The sequence below is a fragment of the Acinetobacter sp. 40AMC3-4 genome (assembly GCF_049898185.1).
Classification (GTDB): domain Bacteria; phylum Pseudomonadota; class Gammaproteobacteria; order Pseudomonadales; family Moraxellaceae; genus Acinetobacter.
Map to the genome: position 1 here is coordinate 121,565 of NZ_JAFCXG010000008.1, position 24,449 is coordinate 146,013.

Here is a 24,449-nt window from a genome sequence, read left to right on the forward strand (position 1 = left end):
TATGACATTGCTAGATTAAGTCTTAAAAACAGACAGTTGGTTTTAACCACTCATCGCTTTTAGTCATATCTGGTAACATTTAGTTCAGCATTTTGGCTTGATTTACATTATCAAATTGTAAACTTAGCCTGTCCATCTTAACTGATTTTAATGAATATGAAATATCACTATTTCTTAATCTATATAGCGGTTTTAAGCATAAGAAAATTAAAATAATAGCTTTGTACTTGTCTTTTTTGACCTATTAAAATCTGAGATATCTTTCACAATAAAATGCACGCTCCTCACGCTCATCTCTCTTATTTAATATTGATTTTCCTAAATTTTTTACATGAAATTACTACTCTGTTACAAAGTGGAGACGTTTTTTCAACCTTTAACAGCTAGTCTAATTTAAATCATGAGTTGGGGGGATCAATCATGCCAAAAAGAATAGCAGTACTTATAACAAATAATTTTGAAGACCAAGAATACCTAGAGCCAGTGGCTGCCTTGCTGGCTGCCCATCATAGCGTCTGCAATATCGAACTTAACGCAGGCAAAGTGGTCTATGGGCTGCATGGCTGTTCTGCCGTGACCATCGACCGTGGTATCGAACAAATCAGTATTGATGACTTTGATGCCTTGCTGATTCCAGGGGGCGAATCTGCGGTTTCTCTCTCTACCGATGTTCGGGTGCTACAGTTCATCCATGCCTTCAATCAGGCCAAAAAAGCTATTTTCAGTTTATGTGATGCATCCTTATTACTGTGTGAAGCAGATGTGCTGAAAAATCGGATTATTACCAGTATCCGGGCGCATGCGAGTCGCGTACAGCATGCGGGTGGAACCTATTATGATGTAGAACTGGTGAATGACAATAATCAGTTGATTTCATCGCGTCTACCCAATGATTTACCCATTTTTATTCATGAATGTTTGGATGTCTTAAAATCATAAAGTCTTAAAAAATATTTCCCATCTTGGCCATGTTCTCCCCTATAAAAAAGAGTCCTTCGGGACTCTTTTTTTATGAGTGAGCTATTAACGTCCTAACAGACCACGTGCCACTATCTCTTTCATGATTTCATTAGTACCACCATAAATCCGCTGAATCCGCGCATCAACGAAGAAACGTGAAATTGGATATTCAGTCATATAGCCATAACCCCCAAATAATTGCAGGAGATTGTCCGCGATTTTCATCTGCATATCGGTAGAAAAACTTTTCAATGCCGCTGCAGTTTCTACATCCAGCTTCCCTTGCATATAAAGCTCAAGATTCTGGTTATAAAATGCTGCAGTTGCCAATTCATCAATTTTCGCTTGCGCCAACACAAAACGAGTATTCTGGAATTGACCGATCGCCTGACCAAAAGCCTGACGCTCTTTCACATATTGTGTGGTCACATCGATCGAGCCACGAATGGCGCCTAGAGCGGTGGCAGCGATGGCGGTACGCTCACGTGGCAATTCCTGCATCAGGTAAGCAAATCCCTGTCCCGGCTGACCCAGTAATTGGTCCTTTGGCACTTTAACATTGTCGAAGAACAGTTCAGACGTATCCTGAGCATGCAGACCAATCTTGTCCAGATTAGTGCCTTTTTTAAAGCCTTCCAGATGGGTATCGACCAGCAGCAATGAAACGCCTTTAGCTCGGGCTTGAGGATCGGTTTTGACCGCAAGCACTACCAAGTCAGCATGCTGACCATTGGAAATGAAGGTTTTTGAGCCATTTAACAGATAATATTCATCCTGCAAGATGGCACTAGTACGCATGGCTTGCAAATCTGAACCTGCACCTGGCTCGGTCATGCCAATCGCACCGACCACTTCACCGGTGACCATTTTTGGTAACCAGTATTTTTTCTGTTCTTCAGTACCAATACGCAGGATATACGGTGCTGCAATATCGGAATGACAAGACAGACCTGTGGCAATGGCACTGTATCCGGCACGTGCAGATTCTTCGATCAGCATCAAGGAATAATCGGTCGGCACCCCATAGCCACCATATTCTTCTGGAACATCGACACACAAGAAGCCATTTTCACCGAGTGCATTCCAGACTGAACGCGGCATCAGACCTTCACGTTCCCACCGGTCGTAGTACGGTGCGACATGTTCGTTCATAAAGCGTTTAAAATTATCGCGGAATAATTCTAGATCGGCATCGTAGGCAAGCATTCTATTGTCCTTGTTGTTTATCATTTTAGTTTCCTTTTCACAGACTATCGACTTTCCTGCTCCCTGTCATGTGCCGGCATTCATCTTTTTACTAACTTCACAGTCAATAAAAAAGGGAAGCCGAAGCTTCCCTTTTAGACATGAAAGACAGACTCAAAATTAGTGAGCGTTATTGCCTTCTTGTGCCATTTTTTCGTCAATTTCTGCAGGATTTGCTAAAGCATAGTTCAGCTTGTCCATATCTAACTGGCCCACCCATTTCGCAACCACTAAAGTCGCCAAAGAGTTACCGACCAGATTGGTCAAGGCACGAGCTTCAGACATGAAACGATCGATACCGAGAATCAATGCCAGACCTGCAACAGGAATATTCCCTACAGCAGCCAAAGTTGCCGCCATCACAATAAAGCCTGAACCAGTCACGCCTGCCGCACCCTTAGATGAGATCAGAAGTACCAGAAGCAGGGTAATTTGATGAGACAAGTCAAGTTGCGTATTGGTTGCTTGCGCAATAAAGATTGCAGCCATCGTCAAGTAAATCGACGTACCATCCAGGTTAAATGAATAACCAGTTGGAATCACCAGACCTACCACTGATTTTTCAGCACCGGCAAGTTCCAGTTTCTTCAACATACGTGGCAGTACTGATTCTGAAGATGACGTCCCCAGTACAATCAGAAGTTCTTCGCGAATCAGGCGGATCATCTTCATGATACTGAAACCAGCAAAACGCGCAATTGAGCCCAATACGATGAAAATAAACAGTACGCAGGTGACATAGAAACAAATGATCAACTGTGCCAGCTGAGCAAGAGAACCAATACCATATTTACCAATGGTAAAGGCCATCGCACCAAATGCACCGATTGGAGCAAGTTTCATCACCATGTTCACGATGTTGAAGAATACATGTGAAATCTGGTCAATAAGTTTCAGGACTGGCTTGCCTTGATCACCCAGCTTATGCAGTGCAAAACCAAAGATGATCGCGAACAATAGAACCTGCAGGATTTCTCCTTCTGCAAATGCGCCCACAACCGTATTTGGAATAATGTTCATCAGGAAGTCGATAGTCGATTGTGACTCACCTGAAGCAACATATTTACTGATGCCACTGGTATCCAGTGAAGCAGGATCAACGTTCATGCCCACGCCAGGCTTGACGATGTTAATCACGACCAGACCGATGACCAAAGCAATCGTAGATACGATCTCGAAGTAAAGTAAAGCAACACCACCAGTTTTACCGACTGATTTCATGCTTTCCATACCCGCAATACCGCTCACCACGGTACAGAAAATCACAGGTGCGATGATCATTTTAATCAGACGGATAAATGCATCACCAAGCGGTTTAAGCTGTTCACCCAAGCCAGGGACATGTTGTTCTACGCCATTGATAATTTGCGTACCACTAGGCGAAAAATGCCCGACCAGAATACCTGCGATAATGGCCACAATCACTTGAAAATACAGTGACTTATAAATTGGTTGTTTCGCCATAATAAATCTACTTGAACGATATCAAAAATAAGAAAGACCATTTTGAGAAATATACTGACCTCTTCATCCCTTCTCAGGGTGAACCGGATCAAATCTCAAAAGGCTCAAGAGAATGTTCAAAATGATAATCAGCCATGCATTGAATCTGACACTCAGCATCAGACCAAAGTATTAAATGGGAGAAAGAGATTAAGAAAAATTAAACAGACTCTAAAAATTGCCTAAATTTTACCGAATATTCATACTAAATGTGCATAACTTATTATGCGCTTGTTTATGTTTTAACCAGAATAGATTAGACATTAGTCGATAATCAGATTTAACTGATTGTTTTACGTATACTGAAATGTTTATGGATTTTCACCCTCTCCCTTGACATTAATATTTTCTGCAAGCTGTAAAAAGTTATGAATACCAAAAGAAATATTTATAAAGATTTCGAACATCCCTTTGCCCAATATGTACGCATTGTGGGTAAAGGGAAAAATGGCGCCCGCTCTCTCTGCTATGATGAAGCCTATCAAGCCTTCAGTATGATTTTGAAAAATGAAGTGCTGGATGTGCAGTTAGGTGCATTCTTGATGTTATTGCGGGTCAAGGAAGAATCTGTAGATGAGTTGGCCGGTTTTGTACAGGCGACACGTGACCAGCTGAGTTTCAAAAAACTGGATGTCGATCTGGACTGGTCTTCATATGCGGGCAAGCGCAAGCATTATCCATGGTTTATTCTGGCAGCCCTGACACTGGCCAAGCATGGTTATAATATTGTGATGCATGGTGCCTCGGGCCATACCATGAACCGCGTTTACACCGAACAGGTGCTGACTTACTTAGGCTATCCAATCTGTCAAAATGATGCCGAGGTTGAACAGCAACTTCTACAACAGCATTTTGCTTACATACCGTTAGAAGTAATTTCTCCGATTCTTGCAGACTTGATTGCGCTGCGTAATGTCATGGGCTTACGCTCCCCAATTCATACCCTGGCGCGTCTGATCAATCCCTTTAATGCCAAAGCGACCCTGCAAGCCATTTTCCATCCAGCATATCGTGGTTCGCATCAGCAAGCAGCTTTCCGCTTGGGCTATAAAAATAGTGCCGTGATTAAAGGTGAAGGGGGCGAATTCGAGCGTAATCCGGATGCCAAAACGCTCATCTGTGGCATTAAAGATGGCCTGCTCTATGAGCATGAATTGCCAAAGCTCACTGATAACCGCAGTCCTATTGAAGAAAAACTGGATCTAGCGCTATTCAAGGCTGTCTGGAATGGTCAGCAAAGCCATGAGTATGGCGAGATTGCAGTGATAGAAACCATGGGCATTGCGCTATATACCATGGGCGTGTGTGGCAGCTTTGAAGCTGCGATGCAAAAAGCCAAAACCTTATGGGCGAATCGTCACACGGTTTAATCTTGTACAAAAGAAAAAAGCATTGTTCAGTGAATGAACAATGCTTTTTTTAATTGTATTGCTATTGGCTGGGAATTAAGCCTTAAACAAAACGAATCGGCTTGAATTCAGGTTCATTCTTGTGATGATCATCATCACACTCTTCACCCTCTTCTTTAGTACCGCGATCGATATAACCGCTGCGCTCATTTTCAGGCAGGTTTTTCATTTCCCAGGCATACACTGCCTGCATACAGGTCTGACGTTGTTCTGGTGTCAAGGCTACACCGTTTGGCCACTTTCCAATTTCGACTGCTGTTCTTAGGCGTTCAACAATCTCAGGATTGAGTACGGCAAGCATTTGTTCAATATTCATGATTTAATCCTGCTTAAAATAATCAAAGTCCTGATTCCACCCCAGTTTGGTTCGACAGGCATTATAAAAGTCATAACCCGGTGGATGCAGAAGATTCAGTTTAAAGGGATGCTTGCGAATATGGACGCTATCACCCACATTCAAAGACACACTGTGTTGTCCATCCGCACTAACCATCGGCAGTACGCGATTTTCACGAATCAATAATTTAATTTCACTATGTCCACCGACCACAATCGGGCGTGAAGACAAGGTATGCGGATGCATCGGTACCAAGGCAATCGCATCCATACTTGGATGTACGATCGGGCCACCACCAGAAAGCGCATAAGCTGTAGAACCAGTCGGCGTAGAGACAATCAGGCCATCACTGTGCTGACGATAGACATATTGCCCATCAATATTCAGCTCAAAATCGATCATATGCACCGATTTCCCTGAATGTAGCACCACATCATTTAGGGCAATGGCATCGTAAATCACTTCACCTTTGGAGCGAATTTCAACTTCGAGTAAAAAACGTCGCTCAGTCTGAAAGTCACCTTTTAATACCTGATCCAGCTTGAAGATCACTTCGGTCGGCTTGATATCCGTTAAAAACCCCAGACGACCACGGTTAACCCCGATTACCGGGGTATTGTACTTGACCAAGGCGCGTGCTGCATGTAACAGCGAACCGTCACCGCCCACGACAATCACCAGATCCACCACCTCACCCAATAAGGCACGACTGACGGTTTGGGTATTTTGATAGGGAACAAGTTCAGCTGTCGCTGCATCAAAAACTGGATGTAGGCCTAGATTGAGAAGATGATCGTGAATAAGGCATAAGGTTTCAACCACCGACGATTTATCAGGACGTCCTATTAACCCGATATTTCGAAAGGTCTTATGGGAAATTTGCACCAGTGTCGTCGCTCCGCTACGAATCCTGCTTATCATAACATTAAGCTATACCTGGATGACAATTTATAACAGTGCTTCATAGGTAGGAAATTATTTGAAATATATTCGAATTAAGGAGAAATTGTGGGGTTTCATTTTAATTTTAAGCGCATTTCTTGATTAAATATTGCAAAATAATGAAAAGCTTCGCATGATTAGCACAATTTCACAGGATCTTATAAGTATTTATGAAATCTGAACGTGGCATGGGGTTTCTTGCCTTAATTTTTTCTATTATTGTCATTTCTATCTTTGTAGCATTTAGTATCTATTTGATTAGATTAGACAATATTGTACGCGACAAGTTTGAAGGTCAGCGCTGGGATATTCCGGCCAAGGTCTTCGCACGTCCGATGGAAGTGTACGTGAATGCCCCAGTCAGCCTGCAGGATTTCCAACAAGAATTAAAATTACTCGGTTATAAAAATTCGGATAGTTATACTAAATCAGGCAACTTTGTCACCACGGGTAATACCCTGTATGTGCATACACGCGGCTTTGATTTTGGTGACCGGGTTGAACCGGAACAAATATTGAAAGTCAGTTTCAGCGGTGAACAGATTGCAGAAGTCAGCGCAACCAAACCGTCTTCAAGCGGGATTGCGCGTTTAGAACCTTTATTAATTGGTGGGATTTATCCGCAGCATAACGAAGACCGTGTGCTGATCAAGCTAAATAAAGTGCCTAAGCCCTTGATCGAAGCGCTGATCGCGACCGAAGACCGTAAGTTCTATGAGCATCATGGGGTTTCACCGCGTGGTATTGCACGTGCCGTAGTCAGCAATATTACCGGTGGTAAACGTCAGGGTGGCTCAACCTTGACCCAGCAATTGGTTAAAAATTTCTATTTGACCCCGGAGCGCACCTTAAAACGTAAAGTAAATGAAGCCTTTATGGCGATGCTGATTGAATTGCATTATGACAAGAATGAAATTCTGGAAGCTTATTTAAATGAGGTGAATCTGGGCCAGAATGGTAACTATTCTATTAATGGTTATGGTCTGGCATCGCAGTTTTATTTTGGCCTGCCACTGCGTGAACTGAATATTTCCCAGCAAGCATTTCTGGTTGGTCTGGTTCAAGGTCCGAGTCTATATAACCCATGGCGCAATCCTGAAAGTGCAAAAAAACGCCGTGATATCGTCCTGAATAATATGCTGGTGATGGGCTATCTGACTCAGGAACAATATGAAAAAGAAACCGCACGTCAGTTAAATGTCATTTCAAAACCGACTTTAGGCCCTGCCCGCTTCCCGGATTTTCTGGATATTGTACGTCGTCAATTACGCACAGATTATCAGGAAACCGATCTGACCAATCAGGGTCTGCGAATTTTCACCACTTTAGATCCTTTAGCCCAAACCAGAATTCAGGACAGCTTTAAAGAGACGGTGGCGCGTTTAAGTAAATCCAATCCGGGTCGCCTGAAAGATTTACAAGGTGCGGTATTGGTATCGCATCCGGAAAATGGTGAGCTGGTAGCCGCAGTAGGTTCTACTCAAGATTTTACCGGCTTTAACCGTGCAGTCGATGCCAAGCGTCAGGTTGGTTCCCTGTTAAAGCCTGTGATCTACCTGAGTGCACTGGAATCGAACCGTTATCATTGGGCGAGCCCGATTGAAGACAGTGAAATCAGCATTAAGAGTGACGGCAAAACCTGGACACCGAAAAACTATAGTGGTCGTGGACATGGTGTCATTCCAATGTCACAAGCCTTATCGCAATCTTATAACCTGTCCACTGTGCGTTTAGCACAAGAATTTGGCCTGTCTACCTTTATTAATCATCTGAAAAAATTTGGTGTAACTTCAGATATTCCATCTTATCCGTCGATTTACTTAGGTGCGGTAGATATGTCCCCGATGGAAGTGATGAATATTTACGGCAACTTTGCTACAGGCGGCTTTAAATACCCAACCAAAGCGATTCGCTCTGTGGTGGATGCCAACGGCCGCTCTCTGGATCGTTATAGCCTGAGTGTGCAACCGACCATTGATCCGGCTTCTGCTTATGCTCTGAATTATGGCTTACAACAGGTCATGTCGAATGGTACAGGTCGTGCAGCCTATAACAGCTTACCACGTAGTCTGAATCTTGCCGGCAAATCCGGTACCACGAATGACAGCCGTGACTCATGGTTTGCCGGATACTCAGGTAATTATATGACCGTGGTTTGGCTCGGTCTGGATGACAACAAAGTCACTGGCTTGACCGGTTCTTCAGGTGCCCTGCCCGTGTGGACCAATGTCATGAAACAGTTGCGCCAGAAACCGGTGAATTTGCCACAGCCGAATGAAATCGAATGGCATTGGCTGGATCGTTATACCGGTCATTTATCGGCACAAGGCTGTGAAGGCGCCATGTATATCCCGATTTCGCGTCATGCCCTGCCAAATCAGGCAACTGCCTGCGGCATCTCGCATTATGCGACGGAACCTTATGATATTGATTCAGAACCTGCGCCATCTGATACTGAACAGGATGATATGAGTCGCTATATACAAGAAAGTGAAACAGAAATAGAACGCGATCTTGAGAGCGAAACCCGTATTATCGCCAGTGGAAGTTATAGCCATTAATTGAGTCTATGTTTATGTTAAGAAAAATCCTCCCTGGTTTGCTCATCCTCAGTCTGGTGGGCTGCCAAAGTATCTCCGAGCCAAAAAAGCCAGTTAGCCCCGCCAAGCCTGCGACGGAAAAACCTAAGGCAAAAACACCAGACGGCGTCGTGATTACGCCTTATGACCGTCCTGACATCAAACGTCAGAAAATTGTCATTCCTGAACAGAAGCCGAAAAGCCAAAAGTTTGATGATGGCCGTAATTTGCCGGCCTTCAAGAGTCTGATGCAGCAAACCCAGCAGGCCTATACCAAGCAGCAATTTGCTCAAGCTGAAGCTGCTGCAACTCAGGCACAGCGACTGGCCCCTCAGGCACCAGAAACCTATTTATACTTGGGCATGATCGCCAACCGTAAAAATCAGCCAGCAAGCGCCGATGCTTTTGCCTTACGTGGCCTGAGTTATGCACAATCTAGTGTCATGAAAAAGCAGCTTTGGCAAGTGCGCCTTAAATCTGCTCAGTTGCGGAAAAATGCCAAAGCGATTCAGCAAGCTCAACAGGCACTGAAAAAGCTTTAAGATAATTTTCTATAGAAACTGACTTACTAATAGAAAGCGTATTTTCTAGATATAGCGTCTAAATATAGCGAATGCCGGCAATGCCATAAGCATGCTGGCTTTTTGCATAATCGAGCTCATCAGTCTTCATTCCGCCTAAAGCAAAAACCGGAATCTGTACCTGCTCTGCCATTTGCTTGAATTGTTCCCAGCCTAGCGCAGGTGTTTCTGGATGAGTCGCTGTCGCCAGTACCGGACTGAGTAAAGCCGCTTCACAGCCGATCTGTTCTGCATGCATTAAAGCGGTCAGGTCATGACAAGCTGCCAGATAACGATAGCCAGATTTAAGTTCGCCTTGTTTCAAGTCCATCAATTGAGTCTGTTTTAGATGAATCGTGCGAATCGTCTGCTGCTGCAATTCATTCAGTTGTGACCAAAGCTGCTGATTAATGATTAACTTGGAGAGTTGATCTACCGGATATTGCTGTACTTGCATGATCCGTTCAGGCGTTGCTTCCACGCGCCAATACAACATTTGATCTGTATCCAGACTTGATAAGATATCCAGATCTTCAGCAATCTTGATGCGCTGCGGCCATTGCAGCTTTTGAATTATGGACTGATTGGCTTTCGGAAAATTCAGCTGACCAAGTTCTTCCCGGCTGTACCAGCGCCAAGGCTGTTTGATTTCAGCCAGTTGAGCAGGCTGTACTAAAGCATGGAAAATATGCAAATTGACGATGAGATCTTCATATTCATGAGAAATAAAATCAGAGGCATGCCAGCGTTCAATATCAACACCGACCTCTTCAATCACTTCGCGGCGGCAAGCTTCGACTGGTAATTCACCCTGTTCAACTTTTCCGCCTGGAAATTCATATTTATTGCCCTGATGCTGCTTGGCTTCACGCCAGCCGACTAGAACCTGATTTTGATGAAATAAAAGCGCAATTGCGACATGAATCGTAGCTTTAGTCATGATGTACAGAACCGTTGAAGTTTTACAGATTGTAAGCAAATTAGAGTTTTTTATAAATTGCTCAATATTTCGTTGACAGACCTATTCGATAATGATTATCATTTAAATCAATCCAAAACACACCACGGAGTCGACGGAATGAACGCCCCATTTAGCTTATTTACCCGTAACAATGATACTCACCATGCTTTGCCAATGCTGCACTCCAACAATCTTTTTGCACTGGGTCGTGAAATCCGGATCATGCATGCCGGCGAAGAATACCGCTTGCGTCTGACCCGCAATAACCGTCTTATTCTGACCAAATAATTAAATCAGTTCTAATAATAACAAACGTGGGAAGCAGCAGTATGAATCAGCGCATACTGCTTTTTAATCTTCTGATCATGAGATTTGCTATTCAAGCTTAAAACTCAATAACACTTTAAGTCCGCCCAGATCCGACGGCGCATAGTCAATTTTAGCTGCATGCAGTGCCATAATTTTCTGGCAAATGGACAGACCTAGACCTGAACCCTGAGTGCGAGTCCCTAAGGCTCGATAGAAACGTTCACCTAGTCGTTCCAGCACATCATCAGCAATCCCCTCTCCTGAATTTTCAATCAGCAACTGTATCTGATGCTGCTGAATGACTGTCCTGATCTCGACCTGTCCCTGCGGCGACGTATAACGAATGGCATTGTCGACCAGATTGCGGATACAGCTAAAGATCAGCTCCTGATTCGCTTCAATCACAGCATCTTCAAGGTTTAGATTCCAATGAATGTCTTTTTCTTCTGCAAAAGGCTGCAATGCCTGCAAAGCCTCCTGAACCAGATTTTTAAGATTAATCGTTTGCGTTGGTAATTGCTCTGTGCGCTCCGGATCAAGTCGCGCCAGTAAAAGTAAATTTTCCAGTACCTGCGTACCGCGGTTGACATCATTCTGGATCAACTGCAATGCCTGAGGTAGTTGTGGATCATCTTGATATTTGCGTTTTAAAACCTGTAGCCGCATTTGAATCGCAGACAGTGGCGAACGCAGCTCATGCGAAGCATCTGCAGTAAAACGCTGTTCGGCAGCCAGTGACTTTTCTAGCCGGCCGAGCATGGCATTCAGCTGGCGAATAATCGGTTGCAGTTCAGTGATTTCAGGATCAGGCGTTTTGATAGGACTCAGATCCTGAGCAGTCTTGGAACCGATTGCGCGGGAAATCTTGTTTAATGGCCGTAACTGGCGTCTGATCGCAACACGCAAAATCAGCCATTGCACTAGCCATAAAATGAATAAGATCCCGGCAAAGCCCAATGTGGTTTGCCAGAGCTCATCGAAACGTACTGAAAGCGGTTGTATGATTTTGACCTGAAGGTCGTCATCTTCCGCAGTCAGGATGCGGATAAAACGACCATTCTCATAAGCAAACTGGAAGCCGTTGTTCTGTGCTTTTGGAATGGGATTAATTAATTCATCATCAATCGAAGTTGTCAGTACCTGCTGATCCAGCAACAAGGCATACTGGATATCAAACTGTTCACTGAGCTCATCCACCTGGGTGCCTTTGGCCTGGGTGACATCGCCAAGCAGCAACTCAGAAATCTGCTCCATTAATTCATCATGCAGCTGACTGGCCTGATAACTGGAAATTCCCAATAACAGCAGCCAGGCCAATATTCCGGCCAAGATGGAACTGAACAGCGCATGTTTAATTAGCCGGGTTTGCAGGGAAATAGCAGCCGACATGGGGTTAAGCCTCAGCCTTATGCATGCGATAGCCCAGACCGCGAATGGTCTTGATCATCTGGCTGCCAATTTTTTTACGTAACTGATAGATAAATACTTCAATGGCATTACTTTCAATTTCATCACCCCAAGCGTACAGCGATTCTTCCAGCTGTTCACGGGTGACAATATGTTCAGGCTGCTGCATCAGCTTGTATAGAATTTGAAATTCCTTCGCAGTCAGATTCACAGCTTGACCTTCTTTAGTTAGGGTCTTGGCTTGAGTGTCCAGACTGAGATCCTGCCATTGCAGGATATGATTCGGTGTTTGCTGTTTCTGTCTGAGTTGGGCACGAACTCGGGCCGAAAGTTCTTCCAGACTAAAAGGTTTGACCAGATAATCATTCGCGCCTAAATCCAGACCTTCAACCCGGTCATCAATACTGTCTTTGGCCGTAATAAAAATCACCGGCGTATCTTGATGTTGGCTGCGCAAAATTTTCAGAATGTCATCTCCAGTGGCATTCGGCAGGCCACGATCCAGCAGAATACAGTCATATTTATGCTGCTCAATCGCTAGGATCGCATGATCACCACGCTCTACCCGATCAATCACATAACCGTCCATTTCCAGCCAAGTCTGGATACTGTCTGCCTGAGACTGATCATCTTCCGCCAAAAGAATACGCATATTCTGCTCCGTTTGCTTCCTTGTTCTATCTTGCCTTGAAAAAGTTCCAGACTCAAAAAAACCACATGCTTTTTGGTAACTTGCATGTGGTTTCTTGTCGCTGTGTTCAAATTGATTTCAGCAAATCAGGCGATATTAGAAACGAACCTGATCAACCTCAATTTCAACACGTTTTGCCGGTTTATAATCAATGTCGATTTCACCTGTGATGATTACCGGTGTTTTGGCTGAAATCGGTTTGCCTTGCCAAAGTTCATCATCAATCTCAACAGTAATAGTTCCTGTGCTGTCTCGGAACTGGTATTTTTCATCACCGACCGCTTTCACGACATAACCTTTAAGCTGAACCTTACTGTCATCTTTCATGGCCAGTGCCTGTTTGACTGTGGTCGATTTAGCAAAAGCAGCCTGATTCACAGCAGTGTCGCTACTTGCTATCGTAGCCGTCGCGATAGAACCCATCAATGCAGCTGCCAAAACCGTATTTATCATCATTTTCATCGCAATTACCTCTTTAAAGTCTTGCCTTGTTTCGATGATGCTATTAAAACAGCCGAAGATGAATTGAATCTTAAGATTGCTTCATTTTCAAAATTAATTTAAGGGCACAACTCTCAGGACTTCTTCAAGCGTGGTCACACCTTCCAGAATCTTGCGTGCCCCGGCAATTCTGAGCGGCTCTACCCCTTCTTTTTTAACCTGCTGACGCAGCTGGTTCAGGTTGGCATCGGCACCAATCAGCTGTTTGGTGGTCAGACTCAATGGCATAATCTCATAAATCCCGATACGGCCTTTATAGCCGGTATGCCGGCATTCTTCGCAGCCCACCGCCTTAAAGACAAATTCCGGTCGCGGCAAAGGATAATCCGTAGCTAGATGCTGCCATTCCTGTTCATTCAGGAAGCTTTCCTGTTTGCAGTGCGGACACAGCTTACGTACCAGACGTTGAGCCAGAACACCCAAGATGGTTGCTGCTGTCAAAAATGGCTGTACGCCCAGATCATGCAGACGGGTCAGACTCGACGGCGCATCGTTGGTATGTAAAGTTGAGAGAACCAGGTGACCGGTCAATGCGGCCTGAATGGCCATATTGGCAGTGTCCTGATCACGGATCTCCCCGACCATGATAATGTCCGGATCTTGACGCATCAGTGCGCGCACGCCGTCAGCGAAGCCAAGATCGATACCATTATTGACCTGCATTTGGTTAAAGCTGGGTTCCAGCATCTCGATCGGGTCTTCAATGGTACAGACGTTGACCTGTTCAGTCGCCAGCTGCTTCAAGGTTGAATAAAGCGTAGTAGTTTTACCGGAACCGGTTGGGCCGGTCACCAGAATAATACCATGACTGTGACTGGTGAGATTATTCCAGTCATTGAGCAAATGGCCTTCAAAACCGAGTTGCTGGAAGCTTCTCACCAGCACTTCCGGATCGAAAATACGCATCACCAGTTTTTCACCAAAGGCGGTCGGCAAGGTCGACAGACGCAGTTCAGTTTCCTGTCCTTTAGGTGTCCGGGTTTTCAGGCGGCCATCCTGTGGCTTACGTTTTTCCGCCACATTCATCCGGCCCAGAATCTTGATTCGGGAAATGACGGCGGTCAATGTATTGGCCGGCATGTTGTAAATCGTATGCAGCACCCCATCAATCCGGAAACGGATCTTGCCGGTGTCTTTACGTGGTTCCATATGAATATCACTGGCACCTTGTTCAAAAGCAAATTGCAGCACCCAGTCCACCAGTTTGACAATATGCTGGTCATTGGCATCCGGATTCTGGGAATCGCCCAGTTGCAGCAAGGCTTCGACGCCCTTATTTTCCCGGTCATAGGCAGACGATTTTTGTGAACCACTAACTGCACGACTGACTTGATAGTATTCAGTAATATAACGTTGTAATTGTTCTGGATTCAGTAATACCCGTTGTATTTTTTTTGGTGCAATATTCTGCTCGAGATTCGACATCCATTCAGTTTTATAAGGCTGATCTGTAGCAATCAGAACTTTGTCTGCCTGAATTTCTACCGCCAGAATACGGTTGCGCAGTGAATATTCCTGCGACATGACATGGGTCAATGCCTGTACATCAGCTTTGAGCGGATCAATGATATAGAACATCAATCCGGTTTTTTCTGCCAGCCACTGACATAAACGGTTCAGGGTCAACGTCGTTTGAGGATGGGACTGATCGACCAGATTAAAATTGGCAATCCACTGTAAAGGGTGCCATTTTAATTGTTCACGTTGCCGATGAGTGGTTTGTACCAGCATCCGGTCGCGTTCACTGATCTTACCGTCTTTAAAGAGTTGGTCTAGACACCATGCCGTATCCATTTCAAAGTCAAATTTCATTATTATCAGTCCCCAAACTTGCCTCCACTATAACAAGTTTTTGCAGTTTTTCGCATGCTCTCGACCTATCGAATGTACGTTTCTATTTCAATCTCAAAAAGAAAGTAAAGAATGGATTTGATCGTTACCGCAACATTTTTAATCTATGCAAACCTGATCTCATCACATATATTTTTAAATAATCAACTCTTAGCTTGCTGAGGTCACAGATGGATCTGACTGCGGTTCCCCTGCATGCGCATTCTTTTCATGAACTGCTCACGATACTCACCTCGGCATTGGGCTGCGGCCTGCTAATTGGTCTGGAGCGGGAACGGCATAAGCAACGTGAGCAGCAGCCGAGTTTTGCCGGCTTACGTTCCTTTGCGATCTGTGCTTTATTGGGCGCACTGTGTTTCCTTTTTGGAATCGTGATTGCTGTAATAGGTGCTTTGATCGTGGGTGGTATGGTCATTTTATCCATCAAAAATCAGCCAGATGACCCGGGCATTACCACAGAGCTTGCATTTGTGATGACCTATTTTATTGGCGCCATGTGTTTGTGGAATATTCCTCTGGCAGCCGGTCTTTCTGTGCTCTTAACCGGTATTTTGATGGCCAAACATACCATGCACAATATTGCCGGAAAATGGATTAAAGAAGCCGAATTTAGGGATGGACTATTATTACTGGCCTTAATTTTGATTGGTCTGCCGCTGACCCCTGACCGGCCTTTTTGGGGCGAAGTGCTTAACCCTTATCTTATTTTAAAATTACTGACCTTAATTTTAGTGGTACAAGCTTTGGCGCATATTGCGAAACGCTTTTTCTCGACTAAAAATGCCCTGATGCTGTCCTCCATCGCTTCCGGTTTTGTTTCCAGTACAGCCACCATCGCACAGTTGGGCTTACAGGTCCGTAAAGGTGAAATGGATGCACGATCGAATGCCGGCGCCGCGCTGATGTCCTGTATCTCGACTATCGTGCTGCTATTGATTGTGGTTGGAGGCGTATCATGGAGCTGGTTGAAAATCCTGCTCTTACCGTCTTTAGTTGCCGTAATCCTTCTGGCAGCCTGTGCATTTTTATTACTGCGCAAGGCGAAACCGGCTCCGAGCATGGAATCATCAGACAGCCAAATGTTCAGCTTAAAAGAAGCCGTGATTATTGCAGTCACATTAACATTGATTCAGGCTGGAGTTTACGGACTGGAGGTCTGGCTCGGGGATGCCGGCTTACTGGCCGGGACCTTGCTCGCCTCTTTATTCGAGATTCATGCCGCGATGGCCAGTGTCGTCGTTCAAGGCGATCCTTCAAATATGCGTCTGATTTATGCCCTGCTTTTAGGTCTGGGTGCTCATGCCCTGGCCAAGTCAGCCAATGCAGCTTTGACCGGTGGCTGGAAGTTTGTCCTTTATTTTGCGCCTGTGCAGATTTTGCATATGGCAGTGTTGATTGGGGTTTTGTGGTGGATGGTCTTTTAATTATTAAATATTTCTAACTAATTAATTTTTATATTTTTACTAGGTTTTATTTCAATATTTTATAGTTATAATCGGATGGCTTAACTTTTAAAAAACAATTGAATTAATATAATTTTTATAGGGTATTTATGAAATTTAAGACTTTATCATTCGCAATTTTTAGTGCATTCATGTTAAGTGCATGTGGCGGAGGCTCATCTTCTGAATCATCAAATGAAGGCACAGGCACAGGCACAGGCACAGGCACAGGCACAGGCACAGGCAGTCTTGAACTTAGCACACCCTCATTTCAACAATGGACTACATTTTTCATTGATGAATATTCTGATTCAACTTTAGATTATGAAATTGAGCAAAGTACTTTTGATCAAGGAAATTTATACTTTAAAGTTGAAGAAACCACAGGTTGGGATGAAAGCGATACATTCTCTTTAACCGAGAATGGATTATATGATACAGGCAATATCCATACTAAATATGGACAGTTAAATGGAGTAATAAGAACAAATGCTACTACATGGCAACTAGCACCATACTCCTCTATTAACTCAAAAGATCTTCAAACGACCATTAAATTTAAAGAAATTGATATTAGTGGTAAAAATATTGCTCCACTACTTAGTCCTATTAATTATTTAACACTTAAATATAATTTACTTGATACCTATACAATGGGGGAATTAGGTGAAAAATTTTATACCTTAACAAGTGATGCAAAATTCCCAGAAAACTCAAAATGCATTCAATTTCAAGATATTTCAAATTCAAAAGAATATATTGAGCTCTATAAATATTCACTTGAAGAAGATATACAAGATTACTTAAAAACAGAATGGGCGAATGTATCCACCGATAGTAAAAACTATTCTAAAAAAACCTTTAAAGACGCAATTGCTTATTTAGATCTCCGAGAAGATCAGCAATGGGGTCTCGCAGAATATAAAAGTAAATATTATGAAGTGGATTATCATCCAGCAGGAAAAGAATATGATTTCAAAAACTTGCTATCAGAACTTCAAAGTTTGATAACTTCGGCAAAAGATAATAATGAGAAAAAATTTCGCCAAGAACTTTATAACTTAACTCAAAATGCATGCAATGCATTTAACGATGTCGCATCAAATGAGATTAAAAAACAGATGAATAATGTGACCAGTAAGTAATTTTTATCATTTGTCTTGGTTGGTAGCTAAATCATTTAAGAAATACAGGAACTTAAAGTTCCTGTATTTTCACCTTGTTATCACCTATTTTAAACTTCACATCTAAATCAGCAAACTTCATCCCATATACCCGTTCTTCATCTTCCTGATACGCTGGTCTTGGATCTAAAGATAAGACAGCTTCTAGTTCCTGAATCGTCTGCACAGAAATTTTTCCATTTCCTAGTAATTGTTGCTTTTGCTGCTCCGCTTCATCACACCAGATGACGGTTTTACGTGATGGTTCATCCTGTGCATAACCACTTTGTGCTTCGATGATAGCATCCGAATATTGAATATAAGGTTTGATATCCATAATTGGCGTGCCATCCAGCAAATCACTCCCCGTGACATACACCTGAACATGCTTGCCAACCTTTCTCACTTCTTTGAGTTTGACCACAGATAAACCAATCGGTGATGGACGATACATGCTGCGTGTAGCAAACACGCCTATTTTCTTGTTACCGCCCAAACGTGGCGGACGCACTTGTGGACGAAACTGGCTATTGTCCTGGTTTTTATTGTCATGAAATTGCCAGATCAGCCAAAGATGACTAAATTCTTCAATTCCCTCAAAGGCGAGCAGGTCATTATAAGGCCCGACCATTTCGATATAGCTTTCGACCTGAACCAGATTCGGCTGACGAGGAATACCAAATTTTTCTTTATAGGGAGAGCGAATATAACCAATTATCGGCAGCTTCAGTTCAGTCATCATCACTTTTTTTGATAAGCTCAATTAAATATATTCAGTTTATCGAGAATGAATTTAGATTAGAATAGCAAGCTGTTCTAATTTGATAATTTATTGAGACCTTTAATGGCTGCTTTTAACGTCGAAAAGATTACTCACGTCCACCACTGGAATGATACTTTATTCTCTTTTAAAACGACTCGTGACACTGCTTTGCGTTTTAAAAACGGTCAGTTTGTAATGATCGGCCTTGAAGTCAATGGCAAGCCGTTAATGCGCGCATATTCAATTGCAAGCGCAAACTACGAAGAAGAGTTAGAATTTTTCTCAATTAAAGTGCCTGATGGTCCACTGACTTCGATTTTACAGAAAGTAAAAGTCGGCGATGACATTTTGGTTTCTAAAAAGCCAACAGGTACATTGGTACTTGATGACTTGAACCCAGGTAAAAATCTTTACCTGCTTTCTTCTGGTACTGGTCTTGCACCGTTCCTGTCGACTATTCGCGATCCTGAAACTTACGAGCGTTTTGAAAAGATTATCGTAGTTCACGGTACCCGTTTCATTTCAGAACTGGCTTATCAAGATTTGATCCTGAATGAAGTGCCAAATCATGAATTCTTCTCTGAACTCGGCGCGAAAGAAAAATTGGTATATTACCCAACCGTAACCCGTGAAGAATATCCAAACCAAGGTCGTGTTACGACTGCGATTGAAACCGGCGAACTGTTTGAAAAAATCGGTCTGCCACGTTTCAACCCGGAAACTGACCGTGCCATGTTATGTGGTAGCCCGGCATTCCTAGATGACGTTGCTGCGCTTCTTGACCAACACGGTCTGAAAGAATCTCCAAAAATGGGCGTTCTAGGTGACTACGTGATTGAACGTGCATTTGTAGAAAAATAAGATTTGCTAAACTAAAAAACCGGACTTTTAAGTCCGGTTTTTTATTGGAACCATCACTAAATAATTAACGATCGCGACCTTCCTGGTTTGCAGAACCTGAACAGCCTGCGCCACCTGCAATGATGAAACCCGTTTGCGCTTTACATGAACCAATCATACGGCCATGAGAGTCAAATGTAGTCACTGACGATGCACAGCCCGTCAATATAACAGTCACTACGAGTGCAATAAGTGCCGATAATTTCATGATATTCCCCTTTATTATTTACGGTTTTAAATTAATCTGATTTTGGCTTGGTGGCGTTGGTAATAGGCCCGTAGCAGCATTTGGCGTATTATAATTCACACCCAAGGCATCGCCTGAACCACTACAATGTGCACTTGCGGTCGAAAGTAGGCCACGCGTCGCCATACATGAACCGATGATTTTTCCTGTTGCATCATAAGTCACGACTTTGGAACTACAAGCGGCTAGCCCCGATATTGCCAATATTGAAAAAATTTTAATTAAATTCACATTAACCCTCGCACGATGCAAAAAACTAAATTATTAAAATTTATGTATATTTTCTGAATTTCGCCAGAGATTCTAATTTAATTTATTAATTTGTAAAGCTTTATTTTTCAAATATTATAAAAATGGAAATAAATAAAAAGCTGCCCTGCAGGACAGCTTTAAATATAAAAATTAGCTGGATTTATGTTTAAGTGATCTTTCTTCCAGAGACTGCTTAATCACTTGATAACCTGATGTGATGCCGAGTGTAGCGATAATTACAGCCACAATAATATCCGGCCAAAGACTGCCTGTACCAAATACGCCTACGGCTGCCAAAATGACCGCAAAGTTGCCAATTGCATCATTGCGACTACAGAGCCAGACCGACCGCATATTGGAATCACCTTCACGAAAAGCATAAAGAATTGCTGCTGTAAATACATTCGCTACTAAGGCCAGCACACCAATCAGGCCCATTGTCAGTGCTTCAGGTGGAATACCTTGCAGATAGGCGTAAATCACTTTGCCAATCACTACCAGACCAAACAATGCCATGGTCATCCCCTTTACCAAAGCGACTGTTGCCCGCCAATACAGACTCGCACCAAGTACAGCCAAAGAAATCCCGTAATTGACGGCATCACCAAAGAAATCTAGCGCGTCTGCCCACAAGGCCGATGAATGTGCATATGCACCACCGATCAGCTCTACTACAAATAAAGTCAAGTTCACCAGCAAGGCAATCCATAGCGCTGTTCTAAATTTGCTGTTGGGCTTGATGGGTGCCGGTTCAGGACTACAACTACAAGCCATATCATTCCCCCAATGATTTTTTATATAAAATACGATAAATTGATTAGAAACTATGGACTAACTCCAAGGTCAAGCATGAGGGCGATATGTCAGTTTATTTGATTTCAGAAATGGCCAAAAAGACTGGTCTAAGCACTGATACCCTACGTTTTTATGAGAAAAAAGGCTTTATTCAGCCGAATTTTCGAGCAAGTAATCAGTATCGTTATTATGGTGAAGACGCATTAAAAAGACTGCTTTTTATCAAGCGTTGCCGTGCCTTAGACATGTCATTAAAAGAGATTGAAACCCTGATTCAACTTGAACAAAATCCGGATCAGGAATGCTGTGCCGTAAACCAATTGATTGATCAGCATCTTTTAGATATTTCAAATAAAATTAAAGAATTACAAATATTTGAACGGCAACTGATCACACTGAGAGAAAGTTGCAACACCCCAACCACTATTGATCATTGCCAGATTTTAAAAACGCTTGAAAACCCTGAAAATGACTGAATATTGAAGATATTTTATGGAGAATTCTTTACTTAAAAAAGAACTTTGTTTTACCTCCAAATCGCGTATTTCCGAGTGATTTACTAGGTTGAATCCAAATTCCAGATGATTAGAATAAAGCCGTACTTTTTATATGTCTTTCGATTTGATCATGAGCATTACCACCGTTACTGAACTTCTCTCACCAGCTGGCTCACTCAAAAATATGCGCTACGCTTTTGCTTATGGTGCAGATGCAGTCTATGCCGGCCAGCCGCGCTATAGCCTGCGGGTTCGTAATAATGAATTTGACCATGACAATTTAGCGATTGGCATCAAAGAAGCGCACGAACTAGGCAAAAAATTCTATATGGTGGTCAATATCCAGCCACATAACTCCAAGCTGAAAAATTTTATTCGTGACTTGGAACCTGTGGTCGCGATGCAGCCAGATGCCCTGATCATGTCCGATCCAGGTCTGATCATGCTGGTGCGTGAACATTTTCCAGAGATAGATATTCACCTGTCGGTTCAGGCCAACGCCGTGAACTGGGCAACCGTGAAATTCTGGAAAAACATGGGGCTGACCCGTGTCATTCTGTCACGTGAACTATCCATTGAAGAAATTGCAGAAATCAAACAGCAAGTGCCTGATATGGAGATTGAAGTATTCGTACATGGCGCATTGTGTATGGCCTACTCTGGCCGTTGCATGCTGTCCGGTTATATGAATAAACGTGATGCCAATCAGGGTGCCTGCACCAATGCCTGCCGCTGGGAATATAAAGTTCTGGATGCCAAGGAAGATGAAACCGGTGATGTCATTCCAGTAAAAAATCTGGATTCAGGCTGCTGCTCTAAAGATGCTGATGAACAGCACATGCAAGAACAACATCAGTTTGATGAGCCTGTGCTATTGCAGCGGAATGATGAAGATATGTTTGCTGCTGAAGAAGATGAACATGGCACTTATTTCATGAATTCTAAAGATCTGCGTGCAGTCCAGCATGTAGAACGCCTAACCAAAGTAGGTGTACATTCACTGAAAATTGAAGGCCGGACCAAGTCTTATTTCTATTGCGCCCGTACTGCTCAAATTTACCGTAAAGCGATTGATGATGCGTTGGCGGGTAAACCTTTTGATCCATCACTGATGACACAATTGGAAGGCTTAGCGAATCGTGGTTATACCGAAGGTTTCCTACGCCGCCATGTGCATAGTGAATATCAGAATTATGAACATGGTTCTTCCAGTTTTGATCATCAAATTTTCTGTGGCGAAGTGCTGGAGCGTAATGGAGATTACATCAAGATCGATGTGAAAAACCGTTTTATCGTCGGTGACTCACTCGAACTGATGACGACTAAAGGCAATATCACTTTCACTTTAACCGAAATGAAAGACAAAAAAGGTAATCTGATCGAAGATGCCAAAGGTTCAGGTCACATCGTCGAGATTCCGGTTCCGGCAGATGTTGATATGCAATATGCCCTGCTGATTCGTAATCTGCCAAGCTCGACTGCGGATATTTCGGCATCTTCACTGGCTTATCAGGCGAGTTAAGTATGGCACTGTTGATTACCGACAAATGCATCAATTGCGATATGTGTTTACCGGAATGCCCGAATGACGCGATTTATGAGGGTGCGAAAGTTTATGAAATTGATGTGAACCGTTGTACCGAATGCGTCGGTTTTTATGAGCATCAGACCTGTGTGGATGTCTGTCCGATTGAATGCATTACTCCACATCCGGAGTATCGGGAAACACAAGAACAATTACTGGAAAAATTTAAGGGTTTGAACTTATTTAAATCTTAAAAATGAAGCGATGGAATAAACATTGCTTTATGTAAAGACAACCTTGGGGAAAGTATAAAAATAAGGGTTGAAAACAAAAACTGTGCAGAGGAAAGGAACAGCTGAAAGTGCGTGGGGACACTTTTGGCTGATCCAATAATAAATATAAAAAAAGGAACTCGGGTGTTAGCGTCCTGAGTTCCTATAAAGCGACAATAATGTATTTATAAGAATAGCACCTCGGTTTTGGGGAACCGAGGTGCTATTTTTTTTACTGCCCAGAACGGATGATGTAATCAAAAGCAGACAGTGATGCCTTGGCACCTTCACCGGTCGCAATGATGATCTGCTTGTAAGGCACTGTGGTACAGTCACCTGCCGCAAACACACCTTTCACATTGGTTTCGTTGCGGTCGTTAATCACAATCTCGCCACGGTTGGTCAGCTCAACTGGGGTTTCTTTCAGGAAGTCCGTATTTGGCAACAAACCGATCTGCACGAAGATCCCTGCAAGTTCAACTGTATGCTCTTCATCAGTCGCACGGTCTTTGTATTTCAGTGCAGTCACTTGTGCACCGTCACCCAGTACTTCAGTCGACAAGGCATTCTTGATCACGGTGGTGTTCGGCAAGCTGTTCAGTTTGTCTTGCAGCACCTGATCCGCACGCAATTTGGTATCAAATTCCACCAAAGTTACATGCTCTACAATCCCTGCCAGGTCGATCGCAGCTTCCACCCCCGAGTTACCGCCACCGATGACCGCAACACGTTTACCCTTGAACAAAGGACCATCACAGTGCGGGCAGTAGGCTACACCACGAGTTTTATATTCCTGCTCACCCGGAACGTTCATCTCTCTCCAGCGTGCACCAGTCGAAAGAATCACGGTTTTCGACTCCAGTCTGGCACCATTCTCTAAAGTCACTTCCACCAGACCATTGGCCGTTGCATCCGCACCTTTGATATTAGAGACACGTTGCAGGTTCATGATGTCGACACCATATTCACGCACGTGGGCTTCCATCTCGGCAGCAAATTTAGGGCCTTGGGTCTTCTGTACAGACGTAAAGTTTTCAATGTCCATGGTATCCATGACCTGACCGCCCATGCGTTCAGCCACGATCCCGGTTTTAATGCCTTTACGTGCTGCATAGATCGCAGAAGTATTCCCTGCAGGACCACCACCGATCACCAGGACATCAAAGGCATCTTTGGCATTCAGCTTTTCCGCATCTTTGGTAGCGGCATTGCTGTCCAACTTGGCAATGATTTCTTCCAGCGTCATACGACCCTGACCGATATGCTGGTTGTCCTGGAATACCATCGGCACCGCCATGATCTTGCGCTCTTCGACTTCGTCCTGGAAGAAAGCCCCAT

The 24,449-nt window shown here is 43.5% G+C and carries 25 protein-coding genes; 11 read left to right on the top strand and 14 right to left on the bottom strand.

From position 1 onward, the window contains the following. Positions 1-420 precede the first annotated feature (420 nt). Entirely contained in the window at positions 421-939 is a 519-nt protein-coding gene (locus ACP7BU_RS10980; RefSeq protein WP_074383309.1) for a DJ-1/PfpI family protein, read from the top strand. Positions 940-1,023: 84 nt separating this feature from the next. On the opposite strand, the gene ACP7BU_RS10985 is transcribed toward ACP7BU_RS10980, so the two are convergent. Both ACP7BU_RS10985 and ACP7BU_RS10990 read right to left on the bottom strand, forming a co-directional pair. Beyond that, positions 1,024-2,166 carry an acyl-CoA dehydrogenase family protein gene (locus tag ACP7BU_RS10985; protein WP_425879878.1) on the bottom strand — a complete coding sequence of 381 codons (1,143 nt, stop codon included), beginning with the start codon at positions 2,164-2,166 and terminating at the stop codon, positions 1,024-1,026. A 159-nt stretch (positions 2,167-2,325) separates the two neighbouring features. Continuing rightward, entirely contained in the window at positions 2,326-3,669 is a 1,344-nt protein-coding gene (locus ACP7BU_RS10990) for a dicarboxylate/amino acid:cation symporter (protein WP_195725817.1), read from the bottom strand. A gap of 407 nt (positions 3,670-4,076) precedes the next feature. On the opposite strand from ACP7BU_RS10990, the gene ACP7BU_RS10995 reads away from it, so the two are divergent. Beyond that, positions 4,077-5,078 carry a glycosyl transferase family protein gene (locus ACP7BU_RS10995; protein ID WP_425879877.1) on the top strand — a complete coding sequence of 334 codons (1,002 nt, stop codon included), beginning with the start codon at positions 4,077-4,079 and terminating at the stop codon, positions 5,076-5,078. Positions 5,079-5,160: 82 nt separating this feature from the next. On the opposite strand, the gene ACP7BU_RS11000 is transcribed toward ACP7BU_RS10995, so the two are convergent. Beyond that, on the bottom strand, positions 5,161-5,433 hold the full coding sequence (locus ACP7BU_RS11000; RefSeq protein WP_004278992.1) for a YeaC family protein: 273 nt from the start codon (positions 5,431-5,433) through the stop codon (positions 5,161-5,163). 3 nt (positions 5,434-5,436) lie between these two features. Continuing rightward, positions 5,437-6,375: an NAD(+) kinase gene (locus ACP7BU_RS11005; protein WP_004645573.1), complete on the bottom strand. Its 939-nt coding sequence runs from the start codon at positions 6,373-6,375 to the stop codon at positions 5,437-5,439. Positions 6,376-6,566: 191 nt separating this feature from the next. Here ACP7BU_RS11005 and mrcB point away from each other — a divergent pair, with 191 nt between their 5' ends. Both mrcB and ACP7BU_RS11015 read left to right on the top strand, forming a co-directional pair. Further along, on the top strand, positions 6,567-8,957 hold the full coding sequence (mrcB, locus tag ACP7BU_RS11010) for a penicillin-binding protein 1B (RefSeq protein ID WP_425879876.1): 2,391 nt from the start codon (positions 6,567-6,569) through the stop codon (positions 8,955-8,957). Between the two features lie 14 nt (positions 8,958-8,971). Further along, the gene (locus ACP7BU_RS11015; protein WP_312584334.1) at positions 8,972-9,517 is read left to right on the top strand and encodes a tetratricopeptide repeat protein; all 546 of its coding nucleotides are present in this window, start codon (positions 8,972-8,974) and stop codon (positions 9,515-9,517) included. 58 nt (positions 9,518-9,575) lie between these two features. Here ACP7BU_RS11015 and ACP7BU_RS11020 read toward each other — a convergent pair whose 3' ends face one another. After that, complete coding sequence (locus ACP7BU_RS11020; RefSeq protein ID WP_425879875.1) at positions 9,576-10,475, bottom strand: NUDIX domain-containing protein; 900 nt, start codon at positions 10,473-10,475, stop codon at positions 9,576-9,578. A 138-nt stretch (positions 10,476-10,613) separates the two neighbouring features. On the opposite strand from ACP7BU_RS11020, the gene hemP reads away from it, so the two are divergent. Continuing rightward, positions 10,614-10,784 (top strand): hemin uptake protein HemP, encoded by a 171-nt coding sequence (gene hemP, locus ACP7BU_RS11025; RefSeq protein WP_004645578.1) that lies wholly within the window; start codon positions 10,614-10,616, stop codon positions 10,782-10,784. Positions 10,785-10,871: 87 nt separating this feature from the next. Here hemP and ACP7BU_RS11030 read toward each other — a convergent pair whose 3' ends face one another. The 4 genes from ACP7BU_RS11030 to ACP7BU_RS11045 form a co-directional block, all read right to left on the bottom strand. After that, positions 10,872-12,194, bottom strand: coding sequence for an ATP-binding protein (locus tag ACP7BU_RS11030; RefSeq protein ID WP_425879874.1), 1,323 nt, complete (start codon positions 12,192-12,194; stop codon positions 10,872-10,874). A 4-nt stretch (positions 12,195-12,198) separates the two neighbouring features. Beyond that, positions 12,199-12,864, bottom strand: coding sequence for a response regulator transcription factor (locus tag ACP7BU_RS11035; RefSeq protein ID WP_004645580.1), 666 nt, complete (start codon positions 12,862-12,864; stop codon positions 12,199-12,201). Positions 12,865-12,999: 135 nt separating this feature from the next. Next, a complete protein-coding gene (locus ACP7BU_RS11040; protein WP_004645581.1) occupies positions 13,000-13,365 on the bottom strand; it encodes a NirD/YgiW/YdeI family stress tolerance protein in 366 nt (121 codons plus the stop codon). A gap of 93 nt (positions 13,366-13,458) precedes the next feature. Continuing rightward, positions 13,459-15,216 carry a GspE/PulE family protein gene (locus ACP7BU_RS11045; RefSeq protein ID WP_425879873.1) on the bottom strand — a complete coding sequence of 586 codons (1,758 nt, stop codon included), beginning with the start codon at positions 15,214-15,216 and terminating at the stop codon, positions 13,459-13,461. A 209-nt stretch (positions 15,217-15,425) separates the two neighbouring features. On the opposite strand from ACP7BU_RS11045, the gene ACP7BU_RS11050 reads away from it, so the two are divergent. Continuing rightward, the gene (locus ACP7BU_RS11050; protein ID WP_425879872.1) at positions 15,426-16,679 is read left to right on the top strand and encodes an MgtC/SapB family protein; all 1,254 of its coding nucleotides are present in this window, start codon (positions 15,426-15,428) and stop codon (positions 16,677-16,679) included. Between the two features lie 128 nt (positions 16,680-16,807). Next, positions 16,808-17,842, top strand: coding sequence for a hypothetical protein (locus ACP7BU_RS11055; RefSeq protein WP_425879871.1), 1,035 nt, complete (start codon positions 16,808-16,810; stop codon positions 17,840-17,842). A 52-nt stretch (positions 17,843-17,894) separates the two neighbouring features. Here ACP7BU_RS11055 and tsaA read toward each other — a convergent pair whose 3' ends face one another. Beyond that, complete coding sequence (gene tsaA, locus ACP7BU_RS11060) at positions 17,895-18,599, bottom strand: tRNA (N6-threonylcarbamoyladenosine(37)-N6)-methyltransferase TrmO (protein WP_425879923.1); 705 nt, start codon at positions 18,597-18,599, stop codon at positions 17,895-17,897. Positions 18,600-18,704: 105 nt separating this feature from the next. Between tsaA and ACP7BU_RS11065 the strand changes: the two genes are divergently transcribed. Next, on the top strand, positions 18,705-19,484 hold the full coding sequence (locus ACP7BU_RS11065) for a ferredoxin--NADP reductase (protein ID WP_004279005.1): 780 nt from the start codon (positions 18,705-18,707) through the stop codon (positions 19,482-19,484). A 64-nt stretch (positions 19,485-19,548) separates the two neighbouring features. On the opposite strand, the gene ACP7BU_RS11070 is transcribed toward ACP7BU_RS11065, so the two are convergent. From ACP7BU_RS11070 to ACP7BU_RS11080, 3 genes are all read right to left on the bottom strand, one after another. Beyond that, positions 19,549-19,731 carry a hypothetical protein gene (locus ACP7BU_RS11070; RefSeq protein ID WP_005247454.1) on the bottom strand — a complete coding sequence of 61 codons (183 nt, stop codon included), beginning with the start codon at positions 19,729-19,731 and terminating at the stop codon, positions 19,549-19,551. An 18-nt stretch (positions 19,732-19,749) separates the two neighbouring features. Beyond that, positions 19,750-20,001 carry a hypothetical protein gene (locus tag ACP7BU_RS11075; RefSeq protein WP_071851683.1) on the bottom strand — a complete coding sequence of 84 codons (252 nt, stop codon included), beginning with the start codon at positions 19,999-20,001 and terminating at the stop codon, positions 19,750-19,752. 171 nt (positions 20,002-20,172) lie between these two features. Further along, positions 20,173-20,796: a cation transporter gene (locus tag ACP7BU_RS11080; protein ID WP_005106481.1), complete on the bottom strand. Its 624-nt coding sequence runs from the start codon at positions 20,794-20,796 to the stop codon at positions 20,173-20,175. An 86-nt stretch (positions 20,797-20,882) separates the two neighbouring features. Between ACP7BU_RS11080 and ACP7BU_RS11085 the strand changes: the two genes are divergently transcribed. The 3 genes from ACP7BU_RS11085 to ACP7BU_RS11095 all read left to right on the top strand — a co-directional run bounded on the left by ACP7BU_RS11085 (position 20,883) and on the right by ACP7BU_RS11095 (position 23,093). Beyond that, entirely contained in the window at positions 20,883-21,293 is a 411-nt protein-coding gene (locus ACP7BU_RS11085) for a Cd(II)/Pb(II)-responsive transcriptional regulator (protein ID WP_253111915.1), read from the top strand. A gap of 133 nt (positions 21,294-21,426) precedes the next feature. Then, complete coding sequence (gene yegQ, locus ACP7BU_RS11090; RefSeq protein ID WP_425879870.1) at positions 21,427-22,836, top strand: tRNA 5-hydroxyuridine modification protein YegQ; 1,410 nt, start codon at positions 21,427-21,429, stop codon at positions 22,834-22,836. A 2-nt stretch (positions 22,837-22,838) separates the two neighbouring features. After that, complete coding sequence (locus ACP7BU_RS11095) at positions 22,839-23,093, top strand: YfhL family 4Fe-4S dicluster ferredoxin (protein ID WP_425879869.1); 255 nt, start codon at positions 22,839-22,841, stop codon at positions 23,091-23,093. A 250-nt stretch (positions 23,094-23,343) separates the two neighbouring features. Here the strand turns inward: ACP7BU_RS11095 and ahpF are convergent. Continuing rightward, positions 23,344-24,449 (bottom strand): alkyl hydroperoxide reductase subunit F (ahpF, locus tag ACP7BU_RS11100; RefSeq protein WP_425879868.1); only part of this gene is annotated, 1,106 nt, incomplete at its 5' end.

Excerpts from the sequence above, each read along its gene's own strand:
- ACP7BU_RS10980 (WP_074383309.1), top strand. The coding sequence starts at position 421 with ATGCCAAAAAGAATAGCAGTACTTATAACAAATAATTTTGAAGACCAA.
- ACP7BU_RS10985 (WP_425879878.1), bottom strand. The coding sequence starts at position 2,166 with ATGCTTGCCTACGATGCCGATCTAGAATTATTCCGCGATAATTTTAAA.
- ACP7BU_RS10990 (WP_195725817.1), bottom strand. The coding sequence starts at position 3,669 with ATGGCGAAACAACCAATTTATAAGTCACTGTATTTTCAAGTGATTGTG.
- ACP7BU_RS10995 (WP_425879877.1), top strand. The coding sequence starts at position 4,077 with ATGAATACCAAAAGAAATATTTATAAAGATTTCGAACATCCCTTTGCC.
- ACP7BU_RS11000 (WP_004278992.1), bottom strand. The coding sequence starts at position 5,433 with ATGAATATTGAACAAATGCTTGCCGTACTCAATCCTGAGATTGTTGAA.
- ACP7BU_RS11005 (WP_004645573.1), bottom strand. The coding sequence starts at position 6,375 with ATGATAAGCAGGATTCGTAGCGGAGCGACGACACTGGTGCAAATTTCC.
- mrcB (WP_425879876.1), top strand. The coding sequence starts at position 6,567 with ATGAAATCTGAACGTGGCATGGGGTTTCTTGCCTTAATTTTTTCTATT.
- ACP7BU_RS11015 (WP_312584334.1), top strand. The coding sequence starts at position 8,972 with ATGTTAAGAAAAATCCTCCCTGGTTTGCTCATCCTCAGTCTGGTGGGC.
- ACP7BU_RS11020 (WP_425879875.1), bottom strand. The coding sequence starts at position 10,475 with ATGACTAAAGCTACGATTCATGTCGCAATTGCGCTTTTATTTCATCAA.
- hemP (WP_004645578.1), top strand. The coding sequence starts at position 10,614 with ATGAACGCCCCATTTAGCTTATTTACCCGTAACAATGATACTCACCAT.
- ACP7BU_RS11030 (WP_425879874.1), bottom strand. The coding sequence starts at position 12,194 with ATGTCGGCTGCTATTTCCCTGCAAACCCGGCTAATTAAACATGCGCTG.
- ACP7BU_RS11035 (WP_004645580.1), bottom strand. The coding sequence starts at position 12,864 with ATGCGTATTCTTTTGGCGGAAGATGATCAGTCTCAGGCAGACAGTATC.
- ACP7BU_RS11040 (WP_004645581.1), bottom strand. The coding sequence starts at position 13,365 with ATGAAAATGATGATAAATACGGTTTTGGCAGCTGCATTGATGGGTTCT.
- ACP7BU_RS11045 (WP_425879873.1), bottom strand. The coding sequence starts at position 15,216 with ATGAAATTTGACTTTGAAATGGATACGGCATGGTGTCTAGACCAACTC.
- ACP7BU_RS11050 (WP_425879872.1), top strand. The coding sequence starts at position 15,426 with ATGGATCTGACTGCGGTTCCCCTGCATGCGCATTCTTTTCATGAACTG.
- ACP7BU_RS11055 (WP_425879871.1), top strand. The coding sequence starts at position 16,808 with ATGAAATTTAAGACTTTATCATTCGCAATTTTTAGTGCATTCATGTTA.
- tsaA (WP_425879923.1), bottom strand. The coding sequence starts at position 18,599 with ATGACTGAACTGAAGCTGCCGATAATTGGTTATATTCGCTCTCCCTAT.
- ACP7BU_RS11065 (WP_004279005.1), top strand. The coding sequence starts at position 18,705 with ATGGCTGCTTTTAACGTCGAAAAGATTACTCACGTCCACCACTGGAAT.
- ACP7BU_RS11070 (WP_005247454.1), bottom strand. The coding sequence starts at position 19,731 with ATGAAATTATCGGCACTTATTGCACTCGTAGTGACTGTTATATTGACG.
- ACP7BU_RS11080 (WP_005106481.1), bottom strand. The coding sequence starts at position 20,796 with ATGGCTTGTAGTTGTAGTCCTGAACCGGCACCCATCAAGCCCAACAGC.
- ACP7BU_RS11085 (WP_253111915.1), top strand. The coding sequence starts at position 20,883 with ATGTCAGTTTATTTGATTTCAGAAATGGCCAAAAAGACTGGTCTAAGC.
- yegQ (WP_425879870.1), top strand. The coding sequence starts at position 21,427 with ATGTCTTTCGATTTGATCATGAGCATTACCACCGTTACTGAACTTCTC.
- ACP7BU_RS11095 (WP_425879869.1), top strand. The coding sequence starts at position 22,839 with ATGGCACTGTTGATTACCGACAAATGCATCAATTGCGATATGTGTTTA.